The organism is Amycolatopsis sp. cmx-8-4 (assembly GCF_046548675.1).
Taxonomy (GTDB): Bacteria; Actinomycetota; Actinomycetes; order Mycobacteriales; family Pseudonocardiaceae; genus Amycolatopsis.
In genome coordinates, this window is record NZ_JAEBDZ010000005.1 from 192343 (window position 1) to 205004 (window position 12662).

General features: G+C 71.2%; 15 protein-coding genes. 7 read left to right on the forward strand and 8 right to left on the reverse strand.

The features are described from left to right. The first annotated feature begins 57 nt into the window (after positions 1–57). From ACLJQZ_RS12460 to ACLJQZ_RS12470, 3 genes are read left to right on the forward strand one after another with little or no spacing between them, the layout of a single operon-like run. Positions 58–246: a hypothetical protein gene (locus ACLJQZ_RS12460; RefSeq protein ID WP_410620168.1), complete on the forward strand. Its 189-nt coding sequence runs from the start codon at positions 58–60 to the stop codon at positions 244–246. 12 nt (positions 247–258) lie between these two features. Then, entirely contained in the window at positions 259–789 is a 531-nt protein-coding gene (locus ACLJQZ_RS12465; RefSeq protein WP_410620169.1) for a GNAT family N-acetyltransferase, read from the forward strand. Further along, positions 786–1904 (forward strand): amidohydrolase family protein, encoded by a 1119-nt coding sequence (locus tag ACLJQZ_RS12470; RefSeq protein ID WP_410620170.1) that lies wholly within the window; start codon positions 786–788, stop codon positions 1902–1904. The genes ACLJQZ_RS12465 and ACLJQZ_RS12470 overlap by 4 nt, the downstream gene beginning before the upstream one ends. Before the next feature lie 28 nt (positions 1905–1932). On the opposite strand, the gene ACLJQZ_RS12475 is transcribed toward ACLJQZ_RS12470, so the two are convergent. Beyond that, positions 1933–2784, reverse strand: coding sequence for a helix-turn-helix domain-containing protein (locus ACLJQZ_RS12475; protein WP_410620171.1), 852 nt, complete (start codon positions 2782–2784; stop codon positions 1933–1935). A 171-nt stretch (positions 2785–2955) separates the two neighbouring features. On the opposite strand from ACLJQZ_RS12475, the gene ACLJQZ_RS12480 reads away from it, so the two are divergent. Both ACLJQZ_RS12480 and ACLJQZ_RS12485 read left to right on the forward strand, forming a co-directional pair. Next, positions 2956–3897, forward strand: a complete 942-nt coding sequence (locus ACLJQZ_RS12480; RefSeq protein WP_410620172.1) for a DUF4037 domain-containing protein — start codon at positions 2956–2958, stop codon at positions 3895–3897. Then, complete coding sequence (locus tag ACLJQZ_RS12485; protein WP_410620173.1) at positions 3890–4570, forward strand: YoaK family protein; 681 nt, start codon at positions 3890–3892, stop codon at positions 4568–4570. Before ACLJQZ_RS12480 ends, ACLJQZ_RS12485 begins: the two co-directional genes overlap by 8 nt. A 70-nt stretch (positions 4571–4640) precedes the next feature. On the opposite strand, the gene ACLJQZ_RS12490 is transcribed toward ACLJQZ_RS12485, so the two are convergent. From ACLJQZ_RS12490 to ACLJQZ_RS12510, 5 genes are all read right to left on the reverse strand, one after another. After that, positions 4641–5378, reverse strand: coding sequence for an SDR family NAD(P)-dependent oxidoreductase (locus ACLJQZ_RS12490; protein WP_410620174.1), 738 nt, complete (start codon positions 5376–5378; stop codon positions 4641–4643). A gap of 117 nt (positions 5379–5495) precedes the next feature. Next, positions 5496–6398, reverse strand: coding sequence for an amino acid ABC transporter permease (locus ACLJQZ_RS12495; RefSeq protein ID WP_410620175.1), 903 nt, complete (start codon positions 6396–6398; stop codon positions 5496–5498). After that, on the reverse strand, positions 6395–7081 hold the full coding sequence (locus ACLJQZ_RS12500) for an amino acid ABC transporter permease (protein WP_410620176.1): 687 nt from the start codon (positions 7079–7081) through the stop codon (positions 6395–6397). The genes ACLJQZ_RS12495 and ACLJQZ_RS12500 overlap by 4 nt, the downstream gene beginning before the upstream one ends. Before the next feature lie 74 nt (positions 7082–7155). Further along, positions 7156–8010, reverse strand: a complete 855-nt coding sequence (locus ACLJQZ_RS12505) for a glutamate ABC transporter substrate-binding protein (protein WP_410620177.1) — start codon at positions 8008–8010, stop codon at positions 7156–7158. Between the two features lie 67 nt (positions 8011–8077). Continuing rightward, a complete protein-coding gene (locus ACLJQZ_RS12510; protein WP_247064103.1) occupies positions 8078–8806 on the reverse strand; it encodes an amino acid ABC transporter ATP-binding protein in 729 nt (242 codons plus the stop codon). Positions 8807–9110: 304 nt separating this feature from the next. On the opposite strand from ACLJQZ_RS12510, the gene ACLJQZ_RS12515 reads away from it, so the two are divergent. Both ACLJQZ_RS12515 and ACLJQZ_RS12520 read left to right on the forward strand, forming a co-directional pair. Continuing rightward, positions 9111–9788 (forward strand): response regulator transcription factor, encoded by a 678-nt coding sequence (locus tag ACLJQZ_RS12515; protein WP_410620178.1) that lies wholly within the window; start codon positions 9111–9113, stop codon positions 9786–9788. 3 nt (positions 9789–9791) lie between these two features. Next, a complete protein-coding gene (locus tag ACLJQZ_RS12520; RefSeq protein WP_410620179.1) occupies positions 9792–11189 on the forward strand; it encodes an ATP-binding protein in 1398 nt (465 codons plus the stop codon). A gap of 5 nt (positions 11190–11194) precedes the next feature. On the opposite strand, the gene ACLJQZ_RS12525 is transcribed toward ACLJQZ_RS12520, so the two are convergent. Further along, the gene (locus ACLJQZ_RS12525) at positions 11195–12133 is read right to left on the reverse strand and encodes a TAXI family TRAP transporter solute-binding subunit (protein WP_410620180.1); all 939 of its coding nucleotides are present in this window, start codon (positions 12131–12133) and stop codon (positions 11195–11197) included. A 48-nt stretch (positions 12134–12181) separates the two neighbouring features. Next, a complete protein-coding gene (locus ACLJQZ_RS12530; RefSeq protein ID WP_410620181.1) occupies positions 12182–12619 on the reverse strand; it encodes a PTS sugar transporter subunit IIA in 438 nt (145 codons plus the stop codon). Positions 12620–12662: the final 43 nt, after the last annotated feature.

Genomic DNA, 12662 nt, shown 5'->3' on the forward strand with positions numbered 1-12662 from the left:
TCTCGCTCGACTTCTTGCACTCGCCCGAAAAGCGCGCTCGCGAACGCGCTCGGCGGGGTGAAGGCCGTCGCGCGCGGCCGGTTCGAGGACGCGCGGGGCCTGCTCGACCGCGGGTTCGCGCGGATCGGCTCGGCCGACCGGGCCACTGGTGACTGGGCCGCCGACGTCACCCGGCTGGCGCGGGCCTGCGAGCGGCGGGAGCCGGGCCTGGCGGGGTTCGCGGCGGAGATCGTCGCGCCGGCGTGACAGGCTGAGGCCATGGAGATCGCACTGCTGCCACCGTCCGCGGCGGCGGACCTGCCGCTGATCGACCGGATCACCGCGCTGGTCAACCAGGTCTACGCCGAGTCCGAGAAGGGGCTGTGGCGGGGGAGCACCGACCGGACGTCCGCCGGCGAGGTGGCCGGGTTCGTGCGCGGCGGGGAGATCGCCGTCGCGCGGGTCGAGGGCGACCTCGCCGGTGCGGTGCGCCTCCGGCGGCTCGACGACCACACCGGCGAGTTCGGGATGCTCGCCGCCGATCCGGCCCGGCGGGGCGCCGGCGTCGGCCGGGAGCTGGTGCGGTTCGCGGAGCGGGCGAGCCGGGACGCGGGCTGCCGGGAGATGCAGCTGGAACTGCTCGTGCCGCGCGAGTGGACGCACCCGTCGAAGCAGTTCCTCGCCGAGTGGTACGACCGGCTCGGTTACCGCGTGACCCACCGCGCCGACCTCGCCGAGGACTACCCGCACCTCGCGCCGTCGCTGGCCACGCCGTGCGACTTTCTCATCTACCGCAAGGAACTGGCATGACGCTGCTCGCCGGCGCGCGGGTGCTCGACCCCGAAACCGGCGAGACGACCCGCGCGGACGTCCGGCTCGACGGCGACCGGATCACCGAGGTCGGCCCCGGGCTCGACGGTGCCCGGCGCGTCGACTGCGCGGGCGGGCTGCTGATCCCCGGGCTCATCGACTGCCACGCGCACGTCGCGTTCCCGCGGCCGGAGCCGTTGCCCCGCAGCGCCCGGGTGCTCGAAGCCGTGCCCGTGCTGCGGAAGCTGCTCGCGCGCGGGATCACCACCGTCCGCGACGCCTGGGGTGCCGACGCCGGCCTCAAGCACGCCTTGCGCGAAGGCTGGATCACCGGGCCGGACCTGCTGGTCAGCCTGCGCCAGCTCGGCCCGACCGGCGGCCTCGGGGACAGCTGGGAGCCGCCCGCCGGCGCCGTCGACCACTTCGGTGACCCGTCGCTGCCGGACCCGCTGTTCGACGGGCCGGACGCGGCGCGTGCGGCGGTCCGCCGGATGGTGCGCGCCGGGGCGGACTGGATCAAGGTGGGGGCGAGCGGGGCGATGCGGGCGGTCCGCGCGGGCGTGGACGTCCGCCCGACCGACGAGGAGCTCGTCGCGCTGGTCGACGAGGCCCGCCGGTGCGGGCGGGACGCCATGGCCCACGCGCACACGTCCGCCGCCGTGGTCTCGGCGGCCCGCGCGGGGGTGCGGAGCGTCGAGCACGGCACCTTCCTGGACGACGAAGCCGTTGCGGCGCTGGGGAACGCCTGGTTCGTGCCGACGCTGGTGCCGATCGGCGACAGCGAGTTCGCCGCGGACCACCGCCGGTCGGTGCGCCTCGCCGCCGAGGCGGGTGTCCGGATCGCCGCGGGCTCGGACCTCGCCCCACGCCCCCATGTCGACTTGACGACCGAGCTGCGGTTGCTGGCCGCGGTCCTCGGCGACGCGGCGGCCCTGAAGGCGGCCACCAGCGAAGCGGCGAGGCTGTTGCGCCTCGACGACGACCGCGGCCGCGTCGAGCCGGGTCTGCGGGCCGACCTCGTGCTGCTCGACGGCACGGACCTCGACGTGACCGACCTGCCGGGTCGGGTCCGGGCGGTCTGGCACGACGGAAAGGCCGTCAGCACAAGGGAATGATGGGGAGGGGGCGTGGGCGGGGGTGGGTTCAGTCCGTCATGAGTTCGAACTCCTCGGTCAGGCGGATCAGGAACTCGCGCGAGTCCCGTTCGGACAATGCTGCTTGCTCCAAGCGGGTGCGCAGGACGTAGAAGGCCTCGACCGCGACCCGGTCGTCGACGAACAGCCCCGCGGCGAAGGTTTCCTCGTAGGCCACGGCGGGGTGTTCGGCGAACTCCATGATCGTGAACCGGCTGCCGACCAGGTGGTAGGGCGGCGCCGAGGCGGGCACGACGCGGATGGTGCAGTGGGGCAGGTTGGTGGCGAGCACGAGGGACTGCAGCTGTTCGTGCATCAGCGCCGGATCGCGCACGATCGAGCGCAGGGTGTGTTCGTAGACGAAGTACAGGCAGTCCGGCGGGTTCGTCCGCTGCAGCAGCCGTTGCCGGTCCATTCTCGCCTGGATCAGGAGCTGGAGCCGGTCTGTGGTGTACCGGCCGGACATCTCGTAGAGGGTGCGGACGTAGTCCTCGGTCTGGAGCATGCCGGGCAGGGCCGTCGGGCTGTTCGAGATCACCCGGGTCGCCAGGTTCTCCTGGACGATGAGGGACTTCGCGGGATCGACGAGCGCGCTGAAGTACGGCCGCACCCAGTAGAGGTCGCTCGGGGGTTTCGTCAGTTCCAGCAACCTGTTCCGTTCCGGGGCCTTGGTTCCGCAGTTGGCCAGGTAGATCGCCGCGTCGATCGGGGAGATGCGGCGGCCGTTCTCCCAGCCGGACACCTTCGACGCAGACCAGTCCGCGCGCCGGGCCAGCTCGCGCAGCGACATCTGCTTCGCTTCGCGCTGGGTCTTCAACTCGATGCCCATCTCCCGTGTGCGCACCGTGCTCTTTTCGGTCATGCTCGCACGCTAAAGGCAACCACCGACAAAATGCCGCGTGCCGCGCGAGGATTCACCGGAAGGGATGTGGGGTGTTCTGCCTGTGTGACAACGGGTTCAGCCCGCGAAGCGCTGCGAAGCAGCTTCGCATAATGAAGCGCGCTTCGCACGTTAGTAAGCCAGAATGGCCGTATGACGTTCATTTCCGGAATCGAACTCGCGCGCCGCTTCTACGCCGGCGTAGTGCGCCCGCTGCTCGCCGGCGAGCCGCACAGCGCCGCGTTGCTCGGCCCCGGTTCCGAAGTTCTCGGCTTCGACACGGAACGCTCGGCCGACCACGACTGGACCGCGCGCGTCCAGCTGTTCCTGCCGCGCGTCCGCGAGGTCCGGGTGCCGGAGACGTTCCTCGGTCACCCGGCGAAGCTGATCGTCGCGACGCTCGACGACTGGCCGCGCGGTGTGCTCGGCTTCGACCCGCGCCGGCCGGAGCGGCGCGACTGGCTCGCCACCCCGACGCAGGTCTTCGCGGAGTTCACCGGCGGTGCGGTCTTCCACGACGACCTCGGGCTGGAAGTGCTGCGGCGCAACGTCGCCTGGTACCCGGACGACGTCTGGCGGTACGTCCTCGCGTGCCAGTGGCGGCGGATCGAGCAGGAGGAGCCGTTCGCCGGGCGGTGCGGGGAGGTCGGGGACGAGCTGGGCTCGGCCGTCGTCGCGGCGCGGCTCGTGCGGGACCTGATGCGGCTGTGCCTGCTGATGGCGCGCCGGTACCCGCCGTACAGCAAGTGGCTCGGCAGCGCCTTCGCGCGGCTGCCGGTCGCCGCGACGCTCACGCCGTCGTTGACCGCGGCCCTCGCCGCGACGACCTGGCGGGAGCGGGAACGGCACCTCGTGACGGCCGGCGAGACCGTCGCCGGGGCGCACAACGCCCTCGGGCTCACCGAACCGCTGGAGCCGCGGGCGAGCGCGTTCCACGACCGGCCGTTCCGGGTGATCCACGCCGAGCGGTTCGCCGCCGCGCTGTACGCCGGGACGGCGTCACCCGCCGGGGCGATCGACCAGTTCGTCGACAGCACCGACGCGCTCGGCGACCGCGCGTTCACGCGCCGGGTGGTTGACTGCCCGGATGGCTGAGACGAAACCGCGCGACCTGGCGGTGCCGCTGCTGACGCTGACCGTCGTGACCGGGGTGGTCGACGCGGTCAGCTTCCTCGGGCTGGGCCGCGTGTTCGTGGCGAACATGACCGGCAACGTCGTGTTCCTCGGGTTCGCGGCGGCGGGCGAGACGACGTTGTCGGTGGTGGCGTCGCTGACGGCGGTCGCGGCGTTCCTGGCGGGCGCCCTCGCCGGCGGCCGGCTGGCGCGCGTCGAGGAGGACCACGGCGCGCTGCGGAAGGCGACCGCGGCCCAGGCGCTGCTGGTCGCGGTGGCGGTCGTGCTGTCGGCGACCCTGGGCAGCGGCACGCGGCTGGGCAGCGAGCTGCTGATCGTGGTGCTGGGCGTGGCGATGGGCCTGCAGAACGCGGCGGTCCGCCGCATCGGCGCCCCCGACCTGACGACCACGGTGCTGACGATGACGCTGACGGGCTTCGCGGCGGACTCCAAGGCCGCGGGTGGCGAAGGTGCGCATCCGCTGCGGAAGGTGGTCGCCGTGGCGGCGATGCTGGCGGGTGCCTTCGCGGGCGGGATGCTGCAGCTGCACGTCGCGATGTGGGCGGCGCTGACGCTGGCCCTGGTGCTGGTGGTCGGCGTGCTGGCGGCGCTGCAGCTCGACCGGCCGCGTAACAGGACCACCGCCGACCGGTGATGAACCGCCTTGCCGGGCGGCGAAAGCGAATGTCCACGCTCGTTCGCGGGCGCCGCGAAGCCGCTGCGGGTCAGCCGAGGGCGCGGCCGCCGTCGACCCGGAGGCGCTGGCCGGTGATGAAGCCCGCGTCCTTCGACGCGAAGAAGCTCACCGCCGCGGCCACGTCCTCCGGCTTGCCCAGGCGGCCCACCGGCACCGAGGCGCGGTAGGCCTCGCGCTCGGCTTCCGGGACGTTCGCGTGCCGTTCCACCGGGACGAAGCCCGGCGCCACCGTGTTGACCGTGATGCCGTCCGGCGCCAGTTCGCGGGCCCACGCGCGGGCCAAGCCGACCTGGGCCGCCTTCGCCGTCGCGTACGCCGAGCGGCCGACCGGTGCCCGGTCCGCCTGCTCCGAATCGACGTGCACGATCCGGCCGTGGCCCCGGGATCGCATCCCGGGCAGCACCGCGTGGCCGAGCAGCACCGGCGAGCGCACGAAGAAGTCCAGCTCGGCCAGGTGATCCGGCCAGTCCACTTCGGACACCAGGCCGTCCGGCTGCGGGCCGGTCGCGTTGAGGACCAGGACCTCGATCGGGCCCAGCAGCGCCGTCACCGCGTCGATCAGCTCGCCGACCTGACGCCGGTCGGTGACGTCCGCGGCGAACGCGGCGGCCTTGCCGCCCGCGGCGAGGACCTCCTCGGCGGCGGTCTCGAGGTCGGGGTCGTCGTGCGGCGCGTTCACCGCCACCGCGAACCCGTCGCGGGCCAGGCGCCGCGCGATCACCCGGCCGAGGCCACGGGAGCTTCCGGTCACCAGTGCGACACCCATGCGCCCGACGCTAGGGGAGACCCCCGGGTACGACAACCCTCCGGCTCAGCCGATCGGGGGAAACGAAAAGCGGGTGGGTGCGGAGTTCCGCACCCACCCGCTTCCGGTGATCCGAGGTCAGACCGAGCGGCCGGTGTTGAAGTCGGTCGCCGCCACGAGGGACGGCGGCCCCTCCATCGGCTTCGCGCCCCGCGGGGCCTTCTTCCGGCGCGACAGCTTCCGCTCCAGCCACGAGGCGAACCACGAGAGGAGCAGGTTGAGCGCGATGAAGATGAGCGCGATGACGATCAGCGTCGGGATCGTGTTGTTGAAGTTGCCGGTGATCGGTCCCGAGCCGCGGATCAGCTCGTCGTAGCCGATCGTCAGCTGGCCGGCCAGCGCCGTGTCCTTGAGGATGACCACCAGCTGGCTGACCAGCGCCGGGAGCATCAGCGTGACGGCTTGGGGGAGCAGGACGCTGACCATCGTCTGGGTCTTGCGCAGGCCCAGCGCCGACGACGCCTCCGTCTGCCCCTTCGGCAGCGACAGGATCCCGGCCCGGAACACCTCCGCCATCACCGAGCCGTTGTAGAGCACCAGGCCGGTGACCGCGGCGAACAGCGGGCGGGTGTCCGGGCTGATGTCGGTGTAGTAGGCGTACAGCGACGCCCCGAACACCATCAGCAGCAGCACCGGAATGGCCCGGAAGAACTCGACCACGGCGCCGACCGGGATCCGCACCCACTTGTGCTCGGACAGCCGGCCGATGCCCAGCAGGGCCCCGATCGGCAGCGCGATCACGATCGACAGCCCGGCCGCTTCGAGGGTCTTCACCAGGCCCGGCAACAGGAACTGGGTCCAGGTCGACCCTTCGACGAACGGCTTCCAGAGGGCACCCGCCCACTGGCCCTTCTCGGCGAAGCGGTCGTAGACGAAGTACGCCACGGCCAGCAGGACCAGCACGAACAGCACCGAGTAGAGCCAGTTGCGGGTGCGGGCCTTCGGGCCGGGGGCGTCGTAGAGAACGGCCTGCGTGCTCATCGCTTGACCTCGGCTTTCTTGGCGACCCAGCCGAGCAGCAGGCCGAGTGGCAGTACCAGCGCGACGAACACCAGTGCGAACAGGATGAAGACGTAGAACAGGGAGTCGGACTCGTTCTCCACCATCGTCGACATCAGCAGCGACGCCTCCGCGACGCCGATCACCGAGGCGACCGTGGTGTTCTTCAGCAGCGCGATCAGGACGTTCGCCAGCGGCGCGATGACCGCGCGGAACGCCTGGGGCAGCACGATCAGGCCCAGCACCTGCACGAAGTTGAGGCCGAGGGCCCGCGCGGCCTCGGCCTGGCCGACCGGGACGGTGTTGATGCCCGAGCGCAGCGATTCGCACACGAAGGTCGCGGTGTAGACGATGAAGCCCAGCACGGCCAGCCGGAACGCGTTGTCGGCCAGCGAGGTGGGCGAGTCGGACGCAGCCAGGTTGATGCCGAGGGTGGACGAAAGACCCAGCGAGGTGAAGATGATGATCACCGTCAGCGGGGTGTTCCGGAAGATGTTGACGTACACCGTGGCGAACCCGCGCATGATCGGCACCGGGCTGACCCGCATGCCCACCAGGATCGTGCCCCAGATCAGCGCGCCGATCGCCGAGAAGAACGTCAGCTGGATCGTCGTCCAGAACGCGTCGACGAGGTCGTAGTCAGGATTGTTGAGGAAATCGAACACTGTTGTCCAACCTGGCCTCGGAACGGGAACGGTGCGCCGCGGCTCGCGGCGCACCGTTCAACTTCGGATGAGGGTCAGGGCGCGATCGTCGGCACGGCCGGGATCTTGTAGCCCGACGGGCCGACGTTGGTCTCCAGGGACTTCTCCCAGGACCCGTCCTGCTCCATGGCCTGGATCGCCTTGTTGACGGCGGCCTTGCCGTCGGCGTCGTCCTTCTTCAGGCCGACGCCGTAGTTCTCGTCGGTGAAGCCCTTGCCGACCAGCTTCAGCTTGCCGGGCTGCTGCGCGGCGTATCCGGCGAGGATGACGTCGTCGGTGGTCATCGCGTCGACGCTGCCGTTCAGGAGCGAGGTCACGCAGTCGGTGTACTTGCCCACCTCCTGCAGCTGCACCTCCTTGGCGTACTTCGTCTTCACGTTCTGGGCCGGGGTCGAGCCCTTGACCGAGCAGAGCTTCTTGTTGCCGGTCAGCGACTCGGGGCCGGTGATGTCGGTGTTGTCCGACCGCACCAGCAGGTCCTGGTGCGCGATGAAGTACGGGCCGCCGAAGGAGACGTCGTTCTTGCGCTTGTCGGTGATCGAGTAGGTGGCGACGATGAAGTCGACCTCACCCTTCTTGATCAGGTCCTCGCGCTGCGCGGACTGCGCTTCCTTCCAGGTGATCCCCGACTCTTCCACGCCGAGCTGCTTCGCGATGTACTTCGCGACGTCGACGTCGAAGCCGGCGTAGGAGCCGTCCGGCTTCTTCAGGCCGAGGCCCGGCTGGTCGAACTTGATGCCGATGGTCAGCTTCTTGTTGTCCTTGGCCCGCTGGACCAGGTTCTTGTCGCCGCTCGCGCCGCTGCTGCCGGACCCGCCGCCGCAGGCCGTCAGGGCCAGACCGGCGGCCATGACGACCGCACCCGTCTGCAGAACTCGACTCAACCGCATCGTCTCTCAGGTTTCCTTCCGAATCTCGTCCGGCGATGGCCGGAGGAAAAGTGCTCAGTGGTGTTTGTCAGTGGGTCAGGATCTTGCCGAGGAAGTCCTTCGCGCGCTCGCTCTTCGGCGCGGTGAAGAACTCCTCCGGCGTCGTGTCCTCGACGATTTCGCCGTCGGCCATGAAGATCACCCGATCGGCTGCCCGGCGGGCGAAGCCCATCTCGTGGGTGACGACCAGCATGGTCATGCCGTCCTTGGCCAGGCCCGTCATGACGTCCAGGACCTCCTGGACCATCTCCGGGTCCAGGGCCGAGGTCGGCTCGTCGAACAGCATGACCTTCGGCCGCATCGCCAGCGCCCGCGCGATGGCGACGCGCTGCTGCTGGCCGCCCGAGAGCTGCGCCGGGTACTTGTCCGCCTGGTTGGCGATCCCGACGCGCTCCAGCAGCTCCATCGCCGTCTTGCGGGCTTCGTCCTTCGAGGCCTTGCGGACCTTCGTCGGCGCCAGCATCACGTTCTCGACGATGGTCTTGTGCGCGAACAGGTTGAACGACTGGAACACCATGCCGACGTCGGCGCGCAGGGCGGCCAGCGCCTTGCCCTCCGCCGGCAGCGGCGTGCCGTCGACGGCGATCTCGCCCGAGTTGATGGGCTCGAGCCGGTTGATGGCCCGGCAGAGCGTCGACTTGCCGGACCCCGAGGGGCCCAGCACCACCACGACCTGGCCGCGAGGCACCTCGAGCGTGATCTCCCTGAGCACGTGCAGGTCGCCGAAGTACTTGTTCACGGCGGACGCCTTGATCATCGGCGCCGCCACCTCCGCGGTCATCTGGCCTCCAGAGCTGTTTCGTACCGGCAAGTGGGTGTGGGTCACCACGCGATGGCGGAAACCTACCGCCGCCCTCCGGGTTGGCAAGGCCGCTTGACCAATACTTAGGGTTTCAAGTGGGTATCGATGTCCTTTTGGCGAGTATTGATGCCTTCGTGACTTCCGTCGAGTCCAACTCACGGAGAGTCACCATCCGGGTGTCCGGTGCGGTCGCCGCGGCGACGTCCTAGAGTTCTTCGCTACCGGCTGGGGTGAAGCAGGTCACGCGGAGGGTGGACGGGTGCGGGTGCTGCTGGTGGAGGACGACGACCGGGTCGCGGGTGCGCTCATCCCGGCGCTGACCCGGCGCGGCCTGGCGATCGCCCGGCTCGCGTCCGGCGCGGGGGTGCTGGAGCGGGTGCACGAGGTCGACGTCATCCTGCTCGACCTCGGCCTGCCGGACATCGACGGCGTGACGCTGTGCCGCCAGATCCGCGCGGTCAGCGACGTCGCGATCATCGTGGTCTCGGCCCGCGGCGAGGTCGACGACCGGATCCAGGGCCTGCGCGCGGGCGCCGACGACTACCTCGTCAAGCCCTACGACGTCGAAGAGCTGATGGCCCGGGTCGAGGCGGTGCGCCGCCGCCGCGGCGAGCACGGCGGGTCCGCCGAGCCGGTGGTGATCCGGGCCGGGGACGTCAGCGTCGACCTGTCCCGGCACGAGGTGCTGGTCGGCGGGCAGGCGATCGCGTTGTCCCGCAAGGAGTTCCAGGTGCTCGCCCTGGTGGCGGGCGCGCGCGGCAACGTCTGCTCGCGCGAGCACGTGCTCACCGAGGTGTGGGGGCACCGCGGGCCGGCGGAGAGCCGGTCGCTCGACGTCCACGTCGCGACGCTGCGGACCAAGCTCGGCCGCCCGGCGCTGATCGAGACGGTGCGCGGGGTCGGCTACCGCCTCGGCGGCCAGGCCGCCCGGAGCTGACGGGTGCGCGTCCGGCTGCAGGGCATCGTGCTGACGCTGGTGGCGTTGCTCGTGTTCGGCCTCGGCATCCCGCTCGCCGCGACGATCGCCGCGGGCGCCCAGCAGGACCTGTTCCTCGACCGGCTGACCGACACCGCGCGGTTCGCCTCGCTCGCGCAACGCCCGCTGCTGGACAACAAGCCCCAGCTGATCGACCCCGACCTGCGCCGCTACACCGAGGTGTACGGCGTGCAGGTGGTCGTGGTCAACCAGGACGGCACCGTGGTCGGCTCCTCGCTCGGCTCCGGCGCCGCCCGGATCGACCTCAAGGCCGCGCGGATCACCGGCCCGGTCCACGAGGCGCTCGCCGGCCGCCGGTCGCAGCCCGGCGGGATGCTGCTGCCGTGGAACACCGACCCGCTGGTGCTGGCCGAACCCGTGCTGGCCGACGGCGAGGTGCGGGGCGCGGTGGTGACGGTCTCGGACACCACGGTCTCCCGCACCGACGTGCTGTGGTGGTTCCTGCTGCTGGCCGCGGGCGGGGTGCTCGCGTTCGTGCTGGCCCTGGCGGTGGCGATCCCGGTGGTCCGGTGGATCCTGCGCCCGGTGAAGCGGCTCGACGACGCGACCGGCGCGCTGGTCGCGTCCGTGGTCGGCGGGCGGGCGGCCGAGCCGGTGGGGGAGGGCGGCGGGCCGCCGGAGCTGCGGCAGCTCGGGCGCTCCTTCGACCGGATGGCCGAGAGCGTGTCCGGCGCGCTGGAGGCGCAGCGGGTGTTCGTCGCCGACGCGTCGCACCAGCTGCGCAACCCGCTCACCGCGCTCAAGATCCGGCTCGGGAACCTCGAAGGCCACGTCGACGACGAGGCCGCGGCCGCGGACCTCGAAGCCGCCCGGATCGACGCCGGCCGGCTGCACCAGATCCTCGACGGCCTGCTGTCGATGGCCCGCGCCGAGGCCTCCGGCGGCGAGCTGGACCCGCTCGACCTCGGCGAGGCCGTCGCCGAGCGCGTCGCGGACTGGTCGGTGGTCGGCGAAGCGCGCGACGTGCGGCTGGTGGTGGAGGTCTACGGCGACGGCGTCCGGGTGCGGATGCCCCCGCGCGGCGCCGAGACGATCCTGGACGCGCTGCTGGACAACGCACTGAAGTTCACCGCCGCCGGCACCGAGATCCGGATCGGCGTCACCCGCGAGGGTGACGAGGTCCGGCTGGTGGTCCGCGACCACGGCCCCGGCCTGCGGCCCGACGAGCTCGACCGGGCGCTCGACCGGTTCTGGCGCAGCAGCGCGCACCAGAACGTGCCGGGTTCGGGACTCGGCCTGGCGATCGTCAGCGAGATCGTCGCGCACTCCTACGGCAAGCTGGCCCTCGACCTGCCCGAGGGCGGCGGTCTGCGGATCATCATGACGTTCCCGGCCGTCTGAGCGCGTCAGTCCTTCTGCGCGCGGTAGTACCGGAGCGCGCCGGGGTGCAGCGGGATCGGCTGCGTCTCGATGCCCGGGTGGACGTCGATCGAGAGCGCCGCCGGGTTGGCCCGCGCGAGCTCCGCGCGGGCGTCGAACAGGCCGCGGACCAGTGCCTCGGCGACGTCGTCGGACATCGCGGCCGGCACCACGAGGAAGTTCGGCACCAGCAGCGTCGTGACCGGGCCGTCCTGGTTGTACATGCTCGCCGGGATGGACGCGGTCCCGTACACCTGGTTCAGGGTCTGCATCCGCGGCATCTGGTCGGCGATGTCGAGCAGGCGCAGGGACTTCGTGTCGTTCTGGCCGGCGATCAACGGCGTCGGCAGCCCGCCGGACCAGAAGAAGGCGTCGACGTCGCCGTTCAGCAGCGCCTTCACCGAGTCTTCCAGCCCGCGTGTGGTCGTTGTGCTGACCGAGCCGGTCAGCTCGGCGGCCTGCAGCAGCCGGCTGGCGATGTACTCGACGCCGGACGCGGGCAAGCCGATCGCGATCCGCTTGCCACGCAGGTCGGTGACGGAGTGGATGGCGGAGTCGGTGCGCACGACGATGTGCAGGTAGTCGTCGTGGATCCGGGCGAGCGTCCGCAGCCCCGGGTTCTTCTTGAAGGTGTCGGCCGCGACGTCGGCGGCGACGAACCCGACGTCGGCGGCGCCCGACAGGACCTTGGTGACGTTGTCGGGGGAGCCCTGGGTCTGCAGCACCTGCGGCCGCTCGATGTCCAGGCCGGACTGCCAGGCGGTGGCGAGGGTCTGCGCGAGCGTGTCGTAGACGCCGCCCGGGTTGCCGGCGGCGATCCGCAGCCGGAGGCCGGCGAAGCCGGGGGAGCACCCCGTCAGCAGCGCGGCGAACGTGAGCAGGGCGGTCGCCATCGCGAGCGCGCGTTTCCGCCGGGTCCGGGCCACGGCCTGATCGTGCCAGACGCCGGGGCCCGCGCACGCCCGAAGCCGGGATCAGGTGTGCTGCAGGATCCGCGCGATCGCGGTGGGGTCGGCCGACGTGGCGAGCGTGTCGAGGTGCCCGGGGTTGAGGAACGTGGCCGTCAGCCGGCAGAGGATTTCCACTTGGGCGCTCGCCGGAGCGGCGACGGCGACGGCGATCGAAACCTCTTCGTCGTCCCAAGGAATGGGCGCGGTGAAGCGGGCGAACACCATTCCTTCGCCGGTGAGCAGGTAGTCGTGTGTGTGCAGTGCGTGAGGCACGGCGATCCCGTGTCCGAGATAGGTGGAAAAGCGGCGTTCGCGCGCGACGAGGGAGCCGGCGTATCCGGTGTGGGCGGCGCCGGTCCGTTCGAGCTCGGCGCCCAGGTGAGCCACGGCTTCCCAGCGTGAGGCCACTTTCACGTCGAGGTGTACAGCGTGGACGGTCAGTGCGGATTGCCGCGTGCTCATCATTTTGGTTCTTTCTTCGGCGTTCTTTGCGGGATGGGGAAAC

Bases quoted from the DNA above. Each gene is read 5' to 3' on its own strand.
- ACLJQZ_RS12475 (WP_410620171.1), bottom strand. From the start codon at position 2,784: ATGACCGAAAAGAGCACGGTGCGCACACGGGAGATGGGCATCGAGTTG.
- ACLJQZ_RS12530 (WP_410620181.1), bottom strand. From the start codon at position 12,619: ATGAGCACGCGGCAATCCGCACTGACCGTCCACGCTGTACACCTCGAC.
- ACLJQZ_RS12505 (WP_410620177.1), bottom strand. From the start codon at position 8,010: ATGCGGTTGAGTCGAGTTCTGCAGACGGGTGCGGTCGTCATGGCCGCC.
- ACLJQZ_RS12495 (WP_410620175.1), bottom strand. From the start codon at position 6,398: ATGAGCACGCAGGCCGTTCTCTACGACGCCCCCGGCCCGAAGGCCCGC.
- ACLJQZ_RS12485 (WP_410620173.1), top strand. From the start codon at position 3,890: ATGGCTGAGACGAAACCGCGCGACCTGGCGGTGCCGCTGCTGACGCTG.
- ACLJQZ_RS12490 (WP_410620174.1), bottom strand. From the start codon at position 5,378: ATGGGTGTCGCACTGGTGACCGGAAGCTCCCGTGGCCTCGGCCGGGTG.
- ACLJQZ_RS12470 (WP_410620170.1), top strand. From the start codon at position 786: ATGACGCTGCTCGCCGGCGCGCGGGTGCTCGACCCCGAAACCGGCGAG.
- ACLJQZ_RS12465 (WP_410620169.1), top strand. From the start codon at position 259: ATGGAGATCGCACTGCTGCCACCGTCCGCGGCGGCGGACCTGCCGCTG.
- ACLJQZ_RS12480 (WP_410620172.1), top strand. From the start codon at position 2,956: ATGACGTTCATTTCCGGAATCGAACTCGCGCGCCGCTTCTACGCCGGC.
- ACLJQZ_RS12510 (WP_247064103.1), bottom strand. From the start codon at position 8,806: ATGATCAAGGCGTCCGCCGTGAACAAGTACTTCGGCGACCTGCACGTG.